This is a genomic window from Methyloversatilis sp., assembly GCF_051861465.1.
Classification (GTDB): domain Bacteria; phylum Pseudomonadota; class Gammaproteobacteria; order Burkholderiales; family Rhodocyclaceae; genus Methyloversatilis.
On record NZ_JBHYCQ010000006.1, the window covers coordinates 313,767 to 329,131 of the forward strand.

The window sequence follows — 15,365 nt, forward strand, 5'->3', positions numbered from 1 at the left end:
CCGGTCGACGCTGCGTTGCAGAGGGTGGCTACTTCATGCGACGGCGGGCGATCGCGCCGACCAGACCGAGGCCGGCAAGCAGCATGGCGTACTCCGACGGTTCGGGAACAGGCGCGAGTGCCATGGCCGAGCGGGCGGAGGCGAACACGGGGACGTAACCGCTCATGAAGATTTCGTATTCTTCCTGACCTTCTTCGCCGCCCTGCCAGATGCGGATGGCGCCCGACGCTTCCGTGAAGTCCACGACGTCCTCATCGGTGAACTTCATGACGAACCAGGCCGAAGTGCCGGGGCTGCTGCCATCGGGGTCGTCGACATTCACATCGGTCCACCAGCGCACCCAGTTGGTGTCATAGACGGAAGCCCCTCCGGAGCCGGTGCCTTCGTTGAGCCCTTCGTCGGTGCGGCCGATGGCCCACGAGTATTCATCGACGCTGTTGACCCGCGCGTACCCGGCCTGGATGCTGCCCACGCTCGAAAATCCGCTGCGGAACACATCGTTGACTTCAAAGGTTTCGTCGGACGGCGGGTCCCATTGGTTGCCGTTCATGTCGAGACGCAGCGCAAAGAGGCTCTCGCCCGTTGAGCCGTTGTAGTAGACGTTGTCGTAGAGCGTACCGACCGTCACGGCGTTGGCCACGATGGAACTACTTTGGCTTGCAATCAGGCTGAACCCGGACGTGGCGGCAGAAATGGTGCCCACATTGCAGGCATCGCTGGTCGACGTGCCGTTGCTGCACGCTGTCATGACCGGCGTTGTCGGCGGGTTGTTCAGCGTGACCCATCCGGCCGATGATGGTGCGGCCAGCATCGCGATACCGGTTCCAAGTACTGCTTGAGCGATCAATTGCTTCATGCCTGGTTCTCCTCAAGTTGGTTCAACTGGGACGGGGTTGGAAGCTGCCCCCGTCAGAGGCAGCGCGTGCTCAGAAAGTGGGCCGGAATCCGTTGAACCACAGCGATTCCTGCGGCTGGCCTTCGGCCGATCCGGCGTTCCACAGGCGTATGGAATCGGTGCCCAGCTCGTATCCGGTCGCGGTCGTGCGGATGTAGAGCCAGGCGGAGCGCAGGCGGCGCGGTTCCTCTTCGGTTTCCTCTTCTTCCGGTTCCACGCCTTCGTCCGGATCTTCGGCGATGGTCAGTTCTTCTTCGTCGTCGTCATCGTCCGGCGGCGTGTTGTCAGGGAAGATGAGCGGTACGGCGAAGTCGACCACCGTGAGGTCGTAGGTCTTGATGCCCTGGTTGGTGCCGATGGCAGTGCGGCCGACCTGTTCGATGCGCAGGTCGGAGGCGCGGGCACGACGCCAGCCGGTCTCGAGCGGGTAGCTGGCCGAGAAGCCGTAGCGGAATATGTCGTCGATGGCATAGGGCAGACCGCTGCCGGACCAGTCGCGCCGGTTTAGCACGACGCGGGTGCCGAACACATACTGCGTGTTGTCGGAGCGCGATCGCCAGACGCGGTCGAGTACCCGGCCGATCATGACGCCGCCGAGCACGACCGGCGTGCTGCGGGCGTTCAACAGCCGGTAGCCGCCGGGATTCGCGCCGTTGGTGGTCTGGACCTGGCAGGTCGTTTCGGGGCTGCAGTTGTACATCAAGCCGAGACCGGATGTCTTCGGGGTGACCCATCCGGCATGGACGGATGTGGCGACGAGCGCGGTGGACAGCGCAAGCGCCACCTTCAATGAGGCGTGGTGCATGTTTTCCTCCTTTGTTGCGTTATTGGACGAGCCATCGGAAGGACGAACAGCCCCGATCCAGCGCGAACGCTCGCCGGAAATCGGGTAGTGCATTAAGTACTGTCTACGCGCATGACATACGCGACCGACATCTGAAACGTAGAGGGCGGGCGCGCCTTACCCAGCGGGAAAACGCCCAATACGGCAGGGGAGACTTCCCGGAAAGCCGCTTTTTGTTTCGGTTCGATGACGGTCGTGGCGGGCGACCTTCAGCGGGCCTGCACGGCCGGTCATGCGCTTTGTGTCACGAGCGGGCGTGCCGGATGCAAACCCGTCCGGCAGGCGTACCGGACCAGCGGGATGGCGCATCGTCGATGCCGGTGCACCTGCACCCTCCATGCGGCAGGTGCGTCAGATGTCCAGCGCGAGGCTCAGGCCGAACCAGATCGCGCGGGGTGCGCCGGGTGCAACGAAGGTGGTGTTCAGCCATTCGCTGGAGTTGTAGTTCCAGCCGCTGTCGCCGATGGCGCCAACGGTGCCTGGGGCGAAGGGCGTGACGCCCAGCCGGCCGGCCGAGTAGTAGGTCTTGTCGAGCAGGTTGTTGATCTGCACGAAGCCGGTAAGGTGCTTGTCGAACTTGTAATTGATCAGCAGGTTGAGCACCGCATAGCCGGGCGACTTGCCGCCGTAGCGGAAGGGGCGGCCGGCAGTGGCTTCGACGTAGCACGGTCTGGGTTGCGCGCCACAGGCCGATGCACTGTTCGAGAGGCGGATTTCGCGGTCGCTTCCCCCGGCCTCGTGTTCGTTGTTCTCGTTGCCCCGCAGGAAGGCGCTCGAATGCGCGACCGCGGTGAGACGCAGGCTGAGTGCGTCGGTGACCGGGTAGCCGAGCGTCACGTTCAGGTTGTGCGGCGACACGCCCGGCATCTTGTCGCCGGGTTGCACCTGGATCATGTGATAGATGCCTTCGCCGTTGTTGAGCAGGGCTTCTGCGTTCCGCAGGGCGGCCGGGGCTGACCGCCGCCCGGATGCACGATTGAAGTTGGCGCTGCTGTTGTGCGGGCTCAGCAGATAGAAATCGGACTGGAAGGTTGCGTCGGTGTAAGCGTAGTTCACCCGGAAATCCAGCTTGCCCACCTTGCCGGACAAGCCCATCTCCAGACCCTGGCGCCGGGTGTCGCCGATGCTGTCGAAATAGCTTTTCGACGCCGTGATGCCGACCAGGTAGATGTCGTCGCTCAGGTCCGTCCGGAAGACGGACGCATTCCACCTGAAGCCGTTGGCCAGGACGCCGCGGGCACCGATCTCGCCCGACTTGGAGCGCACCTGCGGGAGGTAGGGGTCGGCGGACAGCGTGTTCGGCAGGTAGCACACCGGGTAGCTCGAGGTGGCGGATGCAATCGTGTCGCCAACGAGTGTGCGGTCGACCGCACAGCCCAGTTCGATGGCTGACGGGGCGCGGGCGCCGCGGCTCCAGTTGGCGAAGATATTGGTGTTCTCGTCCGGCAACCAGTTCACGCCCACCGACGGATTGAAGGAGCGGTACTTGTACTTTTCTTTCGTGGCGACCCGAAAGAGCTGATCCGGATCGTAGTCGAAGCGTTTGCGCTCGCACGTTTCGTCGTCCATGCCGCTGGAGCACACTTCGATGGCGTCGGGGAGACTGAAGCTGCCGTTGACCGGATCGGAGTAGAAGACGCCGTTGCCGGCGATGGCATTGCGGAACTCATGCAGCCCCGACATCGACGCCCGTGCATTCAGGCTGTTCGCGACCTCGTACAGATTGAACCGTCCGGACAGCGACAGATGCAGGTTGTCGCGCGGCGACCAGGTTTCGCTGAAATAAAGGCTGCGGTTGCGCGAACTGCCCTCGAAGTCATTCATGATGATTTCGTTCTGCGCGGCGTAGTACATCGGGTCGATCTGCCCCGGGCCCCACCCTTCGGTGGCGAGATGGAAGTTCCGGTTGCTGTCGAGCAAGCCCAGCTGCTGGGCGTTCAGATAGCGCGTGTGCGTGGTATCGATCGATGCGCCCACCATGAACTTGTGGCGTTCCAGATTCCAGTTGAACTGGACTGCGCCGCCGCGGGTGAGCTGGTTCAGTTCGGTCCTGTTTCGCAGACCGATCGGTGTGCCGTCGACGACCCCGGAGCCGCCTGCATCGGCGCCGTTCCGCGGCTCGTTGTAATTCGGCGTCCGGCCGCTCGCCTCGCCACAGGGCGCGTTCAGCGGTGCGCCCGGATCATCGGGAAAGAAGTCGTCATCGACATCGGCATACTTGCACAGCACGTTGAAGTTCTTGGTCACCCTGTCGCGGCCCAGTTCCATGTCGTCGAAGTCTTCGTACGCATCGCCGCCGGTGCCGCCGCGTTCGCTGCGGCGCCGGTAGGTCATGGCCGTCACGTTGAATTCGTTCGTGAAGTCGAAGGCTGCACTCAGCTGGTACTGCAGCAGTTCGTTTTTGGTTTCATCGGGTGAGGTGAAGATGGTTTCCGGCCGGGCGCGAAAATCCTCGATCGGCACGGTTCCGTTACCCACCAGATCGTTGTCCACCTTGAGCACCGACAGGCCAAACGACGCGATGCCGGCCATCAGATCGAAGCGGCCGAAGGTCTGGCGCACGTTCGACGGCGAGTTGTCGCGCCAGCCGTCCTCCTCGAAACCATGGATGGCGATGAAGCCGCCGATCGTGCCGTTGTTCCCGCCGGCGGACAGTTGCAGTTGCTTGCGGCCCCAGGCGCCGCCCAGCGCGCGCGCCTCGATGCCTGGATCGCTGAAGCCGGTCTTGGTGCGCAGTGACAGCGCGCCGCCCAGCGTGTTCAGGCCGAATACCGGGTTCGAGCCCGGAAACACGTCGAGGCGCGAAATCGCATTCATCGGAATGAGATCCCAGTTCACCGTGTCGCCGAAGGCTTCGTTGACCCTTATGCCATCCAGGAATACCGACAGGCCCTGCGGCGTGCCGATCTGAGGGCCTGCCGTGAAGCCGCGATACTGCAGGTCCATCTGGAACGGGTTGCCCTGGTAGTCATTCACGGTGACCGACTGCATCTGGCTGTTCATCAGGTCAGTGAGCGACAGGGCGCCTGATTCCCGCAGTTCCTTCGCGGTGATGCTCTGGATATTGGCCGGTATTTCGTCTTCCGTCAGACCCAGCCCGGGCATGGGGCCGACCTCTGTAGGACGCCGGCCGCGCACATTGACGGTGTCGACCTCGTACTCCTTTGTTGCAGCCGGTGTCGCAGGGGCCGCACGCGGGCTGCCCGCGCCAGCGCCGGTGTCCTGTGCGTAAGCCGAGGCGATCGCCACGGCGGACATGACGACCACCATGCCTGTTCGGGATATGACACGTGACAAGACTGGACCCCCTCCGTGATTGCGCGCCGGCGCACTGTCGGGAATGCATGCGCAGGCGCTGCTTCCTCGATCTGCTTGTCCATATGCGGATGTCAACGCCAGGGGCGTGCCTGACTTCCGAGCCTCATGGAAGCAATTGGAAGGCCAGCGTGTCGGCAGCCCCGGTCGGCGAAAGGCGGAACGGGTGCCTGACGGGGGATGTCGTCCTTTCGAGCGGAATTCGTCCCACGACTTGAAGCGGCAGTGGTTACGGGCCGGGGCCGGCAATGGTGGTTGTTATCAACCGCTGTGGTGCAAATGAGCCGCCGGGACGTGAGCCCGGTATTCCGGATGCTGCCTCGGAGCCTTCCGTACCCCCGGTCATGGATCCCTGCTCGGGACGCCGTCCCCGCCGCTGTGACAGCCGGATCATCACGACCGGCGCCGTCGTTCCCGGGGCGGGCACGGAAACTGCAGGACAGCGGTCATCGTGCCCCGACCCCGGACGAACACGTGCGAGCCAGACAACGATGACGAGGAGATTGAAATGAACATGAAGACAAAGGTACTGGCGGCGGCGGTCGCTTCGATCTCGATGGCAGGCAGTGCGCAAGCCATTGAATTCGTGTTCGACTACAGCTACGACGATGGTTTCATGACGCTGGAACGCAGGGCGATACTCGAACAGGCGGCCAGCGTTCTCGAAACGCGCATCACCGATGAACTGGGCGCGATCGGCCCCGATGGCACTTTCCGGTCGCGCATCTTCTTCTCGTCGCCGGCCACCGGCCAGTCGGCAAACGACCAGAGTGCGGTGATCGGCGCCAACCAGTTGCGCGTCTATGTCGGAAACCGTGGCCTGGGCGAGGGCGTCACACACACGTCGGCAGGTACTGTTGTATCGCCGACGGGTGGGTCGGGCGATGCATACAACGCCTACCGTGCCGCGATGATGAGTCGCGGGCAGGCCGGCGTGCTGACCAGCCCGCAGACCGATTTCGGACCCTGGGGCGGTGCGCTGGCCTTCAACAGCGCGATGGCCTATTACTTCGACAGCGATCTGTCCTCCACCGAAACGTTCGAGGGGCATGACTTCTATACCGCCGCGCTGCGGGGCTTGATCGGCATCCTGGGCTTCGGCGGCGGTCTGGTGAGCAACACGGCCGCGAGCTACACCGCACAGGCCGACACCACGAACATGCTGTTCAACGGTGTGAATGCCGTTGCGGCGAACGGCGGGATGGCCGTTGCACTCGATGACGACAGCTATCGTTTCCTCGGTGCGTCGGTCTCCAGCACGGTGGGGGGGCTGTCGCAGACCGCGTTGATGACGATGACCCTGTCGGCCGGTGAGCGTCGCCAGCTGACCGATCTGGACTGGGCGGTACTCAGTGACATCGGCTGGCAGGTGGCTGCAGTGCCCGAGCCCGCTGAATATGCGATGTTTCTGGCCGGCCTGGGTGTGCTGACCGTCGTCGCCCGTCGTCGCAAGGGTGGGCGACGCGACTGAATACGCCTCGAACCACTGCACCAAGCCCGCATCCCGACGCGGGCTTTTTTTTGGCCGTCGCAGCGAATGCCGGTCTGAAGGCGGGCATGAAGATGGAGATAAGCGTTCCGAATGACGCTTGCAGCGTCATCGATTCCCTGATCGGCCCGGTTGCGGATACGCTCCGCCTACGTTGAGGAACATTGGCGCCTGTCGCAGTTCATCATGTTGCATTCCCCGGGTACATCGCGGCGCGATCTGCCCGTCGCGCAGCACGACGAAATTGCCTTTGCGCCGTGCTCCTGCTTTCCAGCCATCTCCCGACCCGACAAGGATTCCATTGGATGCCATGCCTGTCCTGCCGCCCGCACTGCCGGGTGAGCGACTGTCCTTCGACGGACTGAACTGCTACCGCGCCGGTGACGGCCCGCCGATGCTGCTTGTTCACAGCATCAACGCGGCCGCTTCGGCGGCAGAAATGCGACCGCTTTACGAGCGTTATGCCGCCACGCATACGGTCTATGCCATCGATCTGCCGGGCTACGGCTTCAGCCCGCGCGAAGACCAAGTGTATTCGCCGCGACTGATGTCCGATGCGGTGCACACGGCGGCGCAGCATATCCGTGCCTTGAGCGGCGGGGCCAGGGTGGATGGGCTAGCCGTTTCGCTGGGCTGCGAGTACCTCGCCCGGGCGGCGGCCGAGCGGCCGGATGACTGGCGCACGGTGGCGCTGGTGAGCCCGACCGGCCTGAATGGCCGCACGCCGCGGCGCGGCGCGCCGTGCAGCACGCGGGCGCTCCCCGGGCTGTACGCCACCCTGAGCGCACCGCTGTGGAGCAACTGGCTGTTCCGCCAGCTGACGCGACCGGGGGTGATCCGCTACTTTCTGGAACGCACCTGGGGCGGCAAGAACATCGACGAAACCATGTGGGCGTACGACGTGCTGACCACGCGGCAGCCCGGCGCGCGCTTTGCGCCGCTGTACTTCCTGTCCGGCGGCCTGTTCAGCGCCGACATCCACACCGTGTATGAAGCCATCCCGCATCCCGTGTGGGTGAGCCACGGCGTGCGCGGCGACTTCACCAACTACACCGGAATGGACAGGGTGACCGGCGGCGGCAACTGGACGGTCACCGTGTTCCAGACCGGCGCGATGCCGTACTTCGAGGTGCCGGAAGCGTTCTGCGCCGCCTTCGACGCCTTCCTGCAGTCGCCCGCCGCGGCGAAATGACCCACCCCCGGACCCACCCCCGGACGCCGTCGGGCGGGTGTCAGGTCAGCGTGCGCCGGCAGAAAACACCGACAGGTCCTGCGGACCGCCGTTCGAGATCGCCCTGCGGTAGGCGGGGCGGGCGCGCAGGCGTTCGACATAGGCCTGCAGCGCCGGATAGTCGCGCAGCAAGCCGCGGCATTCGCTGAATTCGAGCGCCCATCCCAGATTGATGTCGGCCGCTGAAAATCCGGATTCGAGCAGGTAATCCCGTCCGGTCAGCGCGTCTTCGGCGAACTGGTGGTTCTTCGCGGTTTCCACGTCGAAGAAACCCATCAGGTCGGGGTTGCCGCGCCCGGTCCACGCATCGACCAGATCGACCAGCAGGCCCGGAAACAGCGTGCCTTCGGCAAACGCCAGCCACTGCTGGTACGGCCCGTACTCGGGCGACGTCGGCTTCACGCTGAGCCGGCCGTCGGCGCATACATTGCAGATGTATTCGATGACCGCTTCGGACTCGACGATCTTCTGCCCGTTGTGCTGGATCACCGGCGCCTTGCCCAGCGGGTGCACCGCCTTCAGCGAATCCGGCGAGCGCTGGCTGTCCGGGTCGCGCAGGTGCTTGACCAGTTCGTAGTCGATGCCCAGTTCCTCGCACAGCCACACGATACGGTGCGACCGCGAGTTGTTCAGGTGATGAACGATAAGCATGGTTCTTCTCCTCTTCTGATCCATCGTTGTCAGCGTCGGACGCGGCGCGCATGTGCATCACATCACCGCCGCATCCACGCAGTTTCAGCATAGATGACAAGCGTTCGACGCGCGTGGTCCGGCGCATTTCCGGCGCACCGGGTCACGAAGGGCTAGGCTGAACGGGCAGCCGGATCGGTTTGCGATCCGTCATCGCCCGGGAGGACCTGCCATGATCACCGCCACACGGACCGAACGCGACGCGTTCGGCGACATCGAGGTACCCGCCGACGCGCTGTGGGGCGCGCAGACCCAGCGTTCGCTGGCGCACTTCCACATTTCCATCGAACGCATGCCCGATGCGCTGCTGCACGCGCTGGCCCGGGTGAAACGCAGCGCGGCGCTGGTCAATGGCGAACTGGGCCTGCTCGACGCCGAACGCGCGCAGGCCATCGCCGGCGCGGCCGACGACATCCTGGCCGGCGCGCAGGCCGATGCGTTTCCGCTGTCGGTGTGGCAGACCGGCTCGGGCACGCAGACCCACATGAACATGAACGAGGTACTGGCCAATCTGGCGTCGGAGCGACTCGGCGGCGGCCGGGGTGACGCGCGCCGGGTTCATCCCAACGACCACGTCAATCTCGGTCAGTCGTCGAACGACATCTTTCCCACTGCGATGCATGTCGCTGCCGCGCTGGCCGTGACGCACACGCTCCTGCCGGCGCTGGCGTCGCTGCGCGCCACGCTGGACGGCAAGTCATCGGCGTTCGCCGACATCGTGAAGATCGGCCGCACCCATCTGCAGGACGCCACGCCGCTGACGCTCGGGCAGGAAATGTCGGGCTGGGTGGCGCAGCTCGCGCTGGCGGAGCAGGGCGTGCGGGGCAGCGTGGCCGGCCTGCTCGAGCTGGCGGTCGGTGCCACCGCCGTCGGCACCGGGCTCAACACCCATCCGGAGTTCGGTCAGCGTGTCGTCACCCGGCTCGCGCACGACACCGGCCTGCCGTTTCGTCGCGCCGCCAACCTGTATGCGGCGCTGGCCGGGCACGAGGCACTGATGGCCGCGCACGGTGCGCTGAAAACACTCGCGGGTGCGTTGATGAAGGTCGCCAACGACGTGCGCTGGCTCGCCTCCGGACCGCGCTGCGGGCTGGGCGAGCTGGTACTGCCGGAGAACGAGCCGGGCAGTTCCATCATGCCGGGCAAGGTCAATCCCACGCAGTGCGAGGCGCTCACCATGGTGTGCTGCCAGGTCATGGGCAATGACGTCGCGCTGGGTATCGGCGCGGCGTCAGGGAATTTCGAACTGAATGTGTTCAAGCCGCTGATCGCGCACAACTTCATGCAGAGCGTGCGCCTGCTGGCCGATGCAATGGCCGGTTTCGACACGCACTGCGCCCGCGGCATCGAGCCGGACCGGGCGCGCATCGCCGACCTGCTGTCGCGTTCGCTGATGCTGGTGACCGCGCTCAGCCCGCACATCGGATACGACCGCGCCGCTGCGCTGGCGCACCACGCCCACGCAAACGGACTGAGCCTGCGCGAGGCGGCACTGGCGCTCGGCGATGTCAGCGCCGAACAGTTCGATGACTGGGTGAGGCCGGAACGCATGGTGTGAGCTGCGCCCTGCTGCGAGATGCGAAGCGTTTGTGGGATCGGCGGCGGTTTTGTGGGAGCGGCGATCCACTGCTGGCCCTGCATGGCCAGCCGGCTGTGCGGGCGGCGAGCAGTGCTCGCCGAAACCCCCGCTCCGCCCTCGCCGCGATAAGCAGTTCGCACTGCGATGGTCACCGCACTGATCGCGACGGGGCCGTCGCTCCCACAGTCCCTGCGCTTGAGGGCTCGCTGTGGTCTCGCGGGGCGCCGCCCTTTTGGGAGCGGCGATCCACGGTTGGCCGTGCATGGCCAGCCGGCTGTGCGGGCGGCGAGCAGTGCTCGCCGAAACCCCCGCTCCGCCCTCGCCGAGATACGCACTTCGCACTGCGATGGTCACCGCACTGATCGCGACGGGGCCGTCGCTCCCACATCCCTGCGCTTGAGGGCTGGCCGTGGTCTCTTTGCGCCGGTTGGTCTGTCGGATGTATTGCTTCAGGACGCCCGGCGGCGCACGGCGGCACCGATCAGGGCGATGCCGCCCAGCAGCATGGCCCAGCTTCCGGGCTCGGGAACGGCCGGCGCGAACTGCGACGTGCCGTCGAGCTGTATCCACCAGGTACCGCTCAGCGTGCCGAGGGTGGGGTCGCCGCCGTTGTAGATGATGTCGTCGATGCGGAACGCGCCATAAGCGCCGTCGCGCCGCAATACGATGAAGTCGCCGACTCCGTTGGCGGCGCACGCGGCATCGCACAGCGGACCCACGAAGGTGGCCGTGAAGTCGAGCAGCGAGGCGTCGCCGATCTGCTCGACCGTGGACACGCCGGGCGCCACGGCAATGTCGTTTCCGCGACCGTACAGATAGGCGCGGTCAGATGCATTGACGCTCCATTCGAATTCGAAGAAGAAGCTGTCCATGCCGATGTAGATCAGCGTCGGTTCCTCGACCGGCCCGGTATCGCCGGACAGCAGTTCGGCCTGAACGGGGGTGGTGGTCAGTGCGAGCGCCGCGGCGCTGGCGGCAAGCAGGTGGCGGACAGACATGGGTGGGCTCCGGGTTGAGGCAACTGGACGAGCACAAGCATTCAACGTGCCAATAAATGCCATGCCGGGCTATGCCTTGCCGCGCCGGGCGATGCGCGGGACAGTCCGGTCGGCACGTCGGATCGGTGTAAAGGGCGTCGACAGTCCACAAAGCACAGCCATCGTGTTGCCGCTGCGCGTCTGCGCACCACGTCGTCCTGCATCCGGCTCGATTGCCACGCCCGGGCGTCGAACTTCTGCCATGGTTTTTCACTCTGCAGAACGCGTTCATTCATCGGTGCGAGTGCCATGACACGTCTTCCTGCCCTGTTCATCACCTGCGCTGTGCTGATCGGCGCCGCGGTGGCGCCCGTTGCGGCGCAGTCGGAGCGCTATGTCGAGCGTTCGCCGAGCCGTGACGGCATCGGCAAGGTGTACATGGGGCGTGAGATTTCGGCCGTGATGGGCTGGCAGGGCGCGGGCTGGCTGGAGCGCAGCGAGCGGGCGCAGGAAGAGCGCACCGATCTGCTGCTGAGGGCGCTGGCGCTGAAGCCGGGCATGGTGGTGGCGGACATCGGCGCCGGTACCGGCTACCTGTCGCGGCGCATGGCCGGGCTCGTGGCGCCCGGCGGCAAGGTACTGGCGGTGGACGTGCAGCCGCAGATGATCGAGGTGCTGGATCGGCTGGTCAGGCGCAACGGGCTGAAGAACATCGAACCGCGTCTGGGCAGCGAAACCAGCGTCAATCTGCCGCCGCAGTCGGTCGATCTGGCGGTGATGGTCGATGTGTACCACGAGCTGACTTACCCGTACGAGGTGCTGGCCAGCGTGCTGCAGGCACTCAGGCCGGGCGGCGAAGTGGTGTTCGTCGAGTACAAGGCGGAAGATCCGGCCGTACCGATCAAGCCGCTGCACAAGATGAGCGAGGCGCAGATCCGGCTCGAGGCGTCGGCCCACGCGCTGGAATGGGTGCGTACCGAAACCGGTCTGCCGTGGCAGCATGTGGTGGTGTTCCGCAAGGTGCGCTGAGTATCTCCTCGGCGCACTCTCCACAAGGCGCGTTTTCCACCCTCCCTGCATATATGTACACGCAACCCGACTTGAACCCCGCCGCACGGCGCATGCTGACGCTGTCCGCGCTGGCTGGCGCAGTGGCGGTGATGACCGGCGCCTTCGGCGCGCATGCGCTGAAGGCGAGGCTGACGCCCGATCTTCTCGTCGTGTGGCAAACCGCCGTGCAATACCATTTCTGGCATGCGCTGGCGCTGGGCCTCATCGGCGTGCTGACGCTGCATCGGCCGGACAGCCGCGCGCTGCGCACCGCCGGCTGGCTGATGATGCTCGGACTGCTGGTGTTCAGCGGCAGTCTGTACGCGCTCGCGCTGACCGGTGTGCGCGGCCTCGGCGCAGTGACGCCACTGGGCGGGCTCGCATTCATCGGCGGCTGGCTGATGCTGGCCTGGGCCGTCTGGCGACGTTGAATACGCATTCAGGATGGCGATGCAGCCGGAAACTCAATCGTTAAAGACCCCACCCTTACTGTGCCAATCTAGGCACAAGGGCGTATTCTTCGCGCCGATGACAATTTCCCGGTTCTGATGTGGTGCGGCGTACCGATCGTTTCACGCTCGGCTTTGAGCGTAGCGGTTCCAGTGGCTGGACGAACCCGGCCGTTCGGCTTCGAAAGATGGAAGGCGCAGAAGGGTGAGCGGCATCACGCTCGGTCCCGAAGCGCCGTCACGCGCCCTGCGCCTCCGGTTGATCGGTGCGTTGATCGTTTTCAACCTGCTGGTGCTCGCGCTGTCCGTTCATTCGGTGCTGCAAAGCCGCAAGCAGCACGAGCTGGAAGCGGAATCGCTGACCCAGAACGTCGCGATCGCGCTCGAACAGACGCTGTCGAACAGCATCGGCAAGATCGATTTCGCGCTGCGCGTCGTCGCGGATGAGCTCGAGCGCGATCTGGCCGACGGCCGCATCGACACACCGCGGATGAACGAGATGCTCGAGCGTCATGCCGGGCGCCTGCCCGAGCTGGACGCGTTCCGCGTGGCGGATGCCGACGGATTCGTCATTCTGTGCAGGGGCGTCAGCGATGTCGTTCGCACCAGCTGGGCAGACCGCGATTACTTCGCTCGACACCGCGAACAGGCGGACGACGCGATACAGGTGACGAAACCGATCGTCGGCCGCGTGGCGCAAAAGTACATCGTGGCGTTCACGCTGCGCTACAACCATCCCGACGGCCGCTTTGCCGGAGTGATTGCGGCGCCCATCGCAGTGGACCACTTTGCCCAGGTGCTCGGTCGCTATGACCTTGGTCAGTATGGCTCGCTGATATTGCGCGATGCCGAGCTCGGCCTCATCGCCCGTCAGCCGCCGATTCCGGACAAGCCGGCGGGCGCGATAGGGAATCGGGGTGTATCGCCCGAAATGATGAAGCTTTATAGCGACGGCGCGCGCGTCACGACCTACTACACACCGGTCGGCGCGGACGGTTACGAACGCATCGTGACCTTGCGGCGCATGGAAAGCGTACCGATGGTGGTTGTCGCCGCCACGGCGAGCGACGATTACCTGGCGTCCTGGGACAACGAAGTATGGGTCGTCTTCGGCATGGTGTTCGGTTTTGCGCTTCTGTCGGCGCTGCTTGGCGGCGGGCTGCTGCGCAAGATCGACGAGGCGGAATGCAGCGGCCGGGCGCTCGCCGAGCGCAAGGCGCAACTGCAGACCTTGATTGAAGTGGTGCCCGATTCGATCCGCTTCAAGGACGCCGAAGGCCGCTGGCTGATGGCCAACAGCGTATGCCAGCAGAATTTCGGGCTCGGGGGCGATGACTGGCAGGGGCGCACCGATGCGGAACTGCTTGCCCGACACCCGGAACTGGCCGATCGGCTGGCGGTGGTGCGTGCGTACGAGGATGCCGCGTGGACGGCGGGTGGGCCGTCGCGCACCGAAGAACACGGCGTTGATGCCGATGGTCAGCCGACCTGGCGCGAGGTGATCCGTGTGCCGCTGTTCGACGATGCGCAGCAGCGGCGTGCCATGGTCGAAGTGGGGCGTGACATCAGCGAGCGCAAGCGCAGCGAAATCGAGCTGGAACAGCATCGCCGAAACCTGGAAGACCTGGTCGCGCAACGCACCGCCGAACTGCTCGACACCGAAGCGCGTGCCACACACATCGTGCAGTCGAGCGCCGCCGGCCTGTTCGGCGTCGATACACACGGCACCATCACCTTCGTCAACCCGGCAGCCTGCAGCATGCTGGGCTACCCGGCCGAAAAGATGATCGGCACCTCGGGTCACACCTTGTTCCACCACAGCCGACCCGACGGATCGCCTTACCCGCTGGCGGACTGCCCGAGCCACGGCGCGCTGGTGTCAGGCAGCAAACTGCGTGTCGACGACGAGGTGTACTGGCACGCCGATGGCTATGCCATTCCGGTCATGTATGAGGTGCACCCCATCGTGCAGCGCGGCGACATCACCGGCGCCGTCATCAGTTTCGTCGACATGAGCGCGCAGTATGCGGCCGCGCGCGCCAGCGAGCGCGCGCTGGCGGCCGCCGAGCAACTGGCGCGCACGCGCAGCGAATTCCTCGCCAACATGAGCCATGAAATCCGCACGCCGCTCAACGGTGTGCTCGGCTTTGCCGAAATCGGCCTGCGCAACCACCGCAACAGCGACAAGGCACGCGAGGCATTCGAAAGGATTCAGACCTCGGGCATCCGGTTGCTCGGCGTCATCGAGGATGTGCTCGACTTTTCGAAGATCGAGGCCGGCAAGATGGTGATGGAACAGACGTCGGTCGACCTGCGTGAGGTCATCGAACACGCGGTGGATCTGGTGAAGGTCCTCGCGCAGGCCAGGGGGCTCGAGTTGCGGGTCGAATCAGCGGCCGACCTGCCCGGCACCTGCCTAGGCGACCCGATGCGCATCGGGCAGGTGCTGTTCAATCTGCTGTCGAATGCGGTCAAGTACACTGAGCGCGGCTGCGTCACGCTGTCGACGTCGCTGCACGACGGGCAGCTCACATTCGTGGTGACCGATACCGGCATCGGCATGAGCGCGGCTCAGCTCGAGCAGCTGTTCAATCCGTTCCAGCAGGGCGATGGCTCGGCCACCCGGCGTTTCGGCGGCAGCGGTCTGGGGCTGGCGATCTGCCAGCGCATGGCCGAGCTGATGCGCGGCCACATCGAAGTGCGCAGCGCGCTCGCCGTCGGCACCACGGTCGAGTTCAGGCTGCCTTACGTCCCGCTCATCCGGGCGTCGACGGGTCAGGCGGAGTGAGGCCGCACAGAGAGCGCAGTCACGCTCAGTGAGGCGGTCGTGCGGTGGCTACCTTGTG

11 protein-coding genes are annotated in these 15,365 nt (G+C 65.2%); 6 read left to right on the plus strand and 5 right to left on the minus strand.

Features of this window, described 5'->3' with window-relative positions:
* Positions 1-28: 28 nt before the first annotated feature.
* From ACTIFF_RS11270 to ACTIFF_RS11280, 3 genes are all read right to left on the minus strand, one after another.
* A complete protein-coding gene (locus ACTIFF_RS11270; RefSeq protein ID WP_439536914.1) occupies positions 29-856 on the minus strand; it encodes a PEP-CTERM sorting domain-containing protein in 828 nt (275 codons plus the stop codon).
* A gap of 70 nt (positions 857-926) precedes the next feature.
* Positions 927-1,700 carry a hypothetical protein gene (locus tag ACTIFF_RS11275; protein WP_439536915.1) on the minus strand — a complete coding sequence of 258 codons (774 nt, stop codon included), beginning with the start codon at positions 1,698-1,700 and terminating at the stop codon, positions 927-929.
* A gap of 390 nt (positions 1,701-2,090) precedes the next feature.
* On the minus strand, positions 2,091-5,036 hold the full coding sequence (locus ACTIFF_RS11280; RefSeq protein WP_439536916.1) for a TonB-dependent receptor: 2,946 nt from the start codon (positions 5,034-5,036) through the stop codon (positions 2,091-2,093).
* Between the two features lie 526 nt (positions 5,037-5,562).
* Here ACTIFF_RS11280 and ACTIFF_RS11285 point away from each other — a divergent pair.
* Entirely contained in the window at positions 5,563-6,525 is a 963-nt protein-coding gene (locus ACTIFF_RS11285) for a PEP-CTERM sorting domain-containing protein (protein WP_439536917.1), read from the plus strand.
* A 328-nt stretch (positions 6,526-6,853) separates the two neighbouring features.
* Positions 6,854-7,735: an alpha/beta fold hydrolase gene (locus ACTIFF_RS11290; protein WP_439536918.1), complete on the plus strand. Its 882-nt coding sequence runs from the start codon at positions 6,854-6,856 to the stop codon at positions 7,733-7,735.
* A gap of 45 nt (positions 7,736-7,780) precedes the next feature.
* On the opposite strand, the gene ACTIFF_RS11295 is transcribed toward ACTIFF_RS11290, so the two are convergent.
* The gene (locus tag ACTIFF_RS11295; protein ID WP_439536919.1) at positions 7,781-8,425 is read right to left on the minus strand and encodes a glutathione S-transferase family protein; all 645 of its coding nucleotides are present in this window, start codon (positions 8,423-8,425) and stop codon (positions 7,781-7,783) included.
* A 211-nt stretch (positions 8,426-8,636) separates the two neighbouring features.
* On the opposite strand from ACTIFF_RS11295, the gene fumC reads away from it, so the two are divergent.
* Positions 8,637-10,022, plus strand: a complete 1,386-nt coding sequence (fumC, locus tag ACTIFF_RS11300) for a class II fumarate hydratase (protein ID WP_439536920.1) — start codon at positions 8,637-8,639, stop codon at positions 10,020-10,022.
* 470 nt (positions 10,023-10,492) lie between these two features.
* On the opposite strand, the gene ACTIFF_RS11305 is transcribed toward fumC, so the two are convergent.
* Positions 10,493-11,041: a PEPxxWA-CTERM sorting domain-containing protein gene (locus ACTIFF_RS11305; RefSeq protein ID WP_439536921.1), complete on the minus strand. Its 549-nt coding sequence runs from the start codon at positions 11,039-11,041 to the stop codon at positions 10,493-10,495.
* 288 nt (positions 11,042-11,329) lie between these two features.
* Here ACTIFF_RS11305 and ACTIFF_RS11310 point away from each other — a divergent pair, with 288 nt between their 5' ends.
* The 3 genes from ACTIFF_RS11310 to ACTIFF_RS11320 all read left to right on the plus strand — a co-directional run bounded on the left by ACTIFF_RS11310 (position 11,330) and on the right by ACTIFF_RS11320 (position 15,307).
* Positions 11,330-12,049, plus strand: a complete 720-nt coding sequence (locus ACTIFF_RS11310) for a class I SAM-dependent methyltransferase (protein WP_439536922.1) — start codon at positions 11,330-11,332, stop codon at positions 12,047-12,049.
* A gap of 71 nt (positions 12,050-12,120) precedes the next feature.
* Positions 12,121-12,501 (plus strand): DUF423 domain-containing protein, encoded by a 381-nt coding sequence (locus tag ACTIFF_RS11315; protein WP_439536923.1) that lies wholly within the window; start codon positions 12,121-12,123, stop codon positions 12,499-12,501.
* A 223-nt stretch (positions 12,502-12,724) separates the two neighbouring features.
* A complete protein-coding gene (locus ACTIFF_RS11320) occupies positions 12,725-15,307 on the plus strand; it encodes an ATP-binding protein (RefSeq protein WP_439536924.1) in 2,583 nt (860 codons plus the stop codon).
* Positions 15,308-15,365 lie beyond the last annotated feature (58 nt).

What these genes read in the sequence shown, in the direction of transcription:
- ACTIFF_RS11270 (WP_439536914.1), bottom strand. Translation starts at nt 856, where the DNA reads ATGAAGCAATTGATCGCTCAAGCAGTACTTGGAACCGGTATCGCGATG.
- ACTIFF_RS11275 (WP_439536915.1), bottom strand. Translation starts at nt 1,700, where the DNA reads ATGCACCACGCCTCATTGAAGGTGGCGCTTGCGCTGTCCACCGCGCTC.
- ACTIFF_RS11285 (WP_439536917.1), top strand. Translation starts at nt 5,563, where the DNA reads ATGAACATGAAGACAAAGGTACTGGCGGCGGCGGTCGCTTCGATCTCG.
- ACTIFF_RS11290 (WP_439536918.1), top strand. Translation starts at nt 6,854, where the DNA reads ATGCCTGTCCTGCCGCCCGCACTGCCGGGTGAGCGACTGTCCTTCGAC.
- ACTIFF_RS11295 (WP_439536919.1), bottom strand. Translation starts at nt 8,425, where the DNA reads ATGCTTATCGTTCATCACCTGAACAACTCGCGGTCGCACCGTATCGTG.
- fumC (WP_439536920.1), top strand. Translation starts at nt 8,637, where the DNA reads ATGATCACCGCCACACGGACCGAACGCGACGCGTTCGGCGACATCGAG.
- ACTIFF_RS11305 (WP_439536921.1), bottom strand. Translation starts at nt 11,041, where the DNA reads ATGTCTGTCCGCCACCTGCTTGCCGCCAGCGCCGCGGCGCTCGCACTG.
- ACTIFF_RS11310 (WP_439536922.1), top strand. Translation starts at nt 11,330, where the DNA reads ATGACACGTCTTCCTGCCCTGTTCATCACCTGCGCTGTGCTGATCGGC.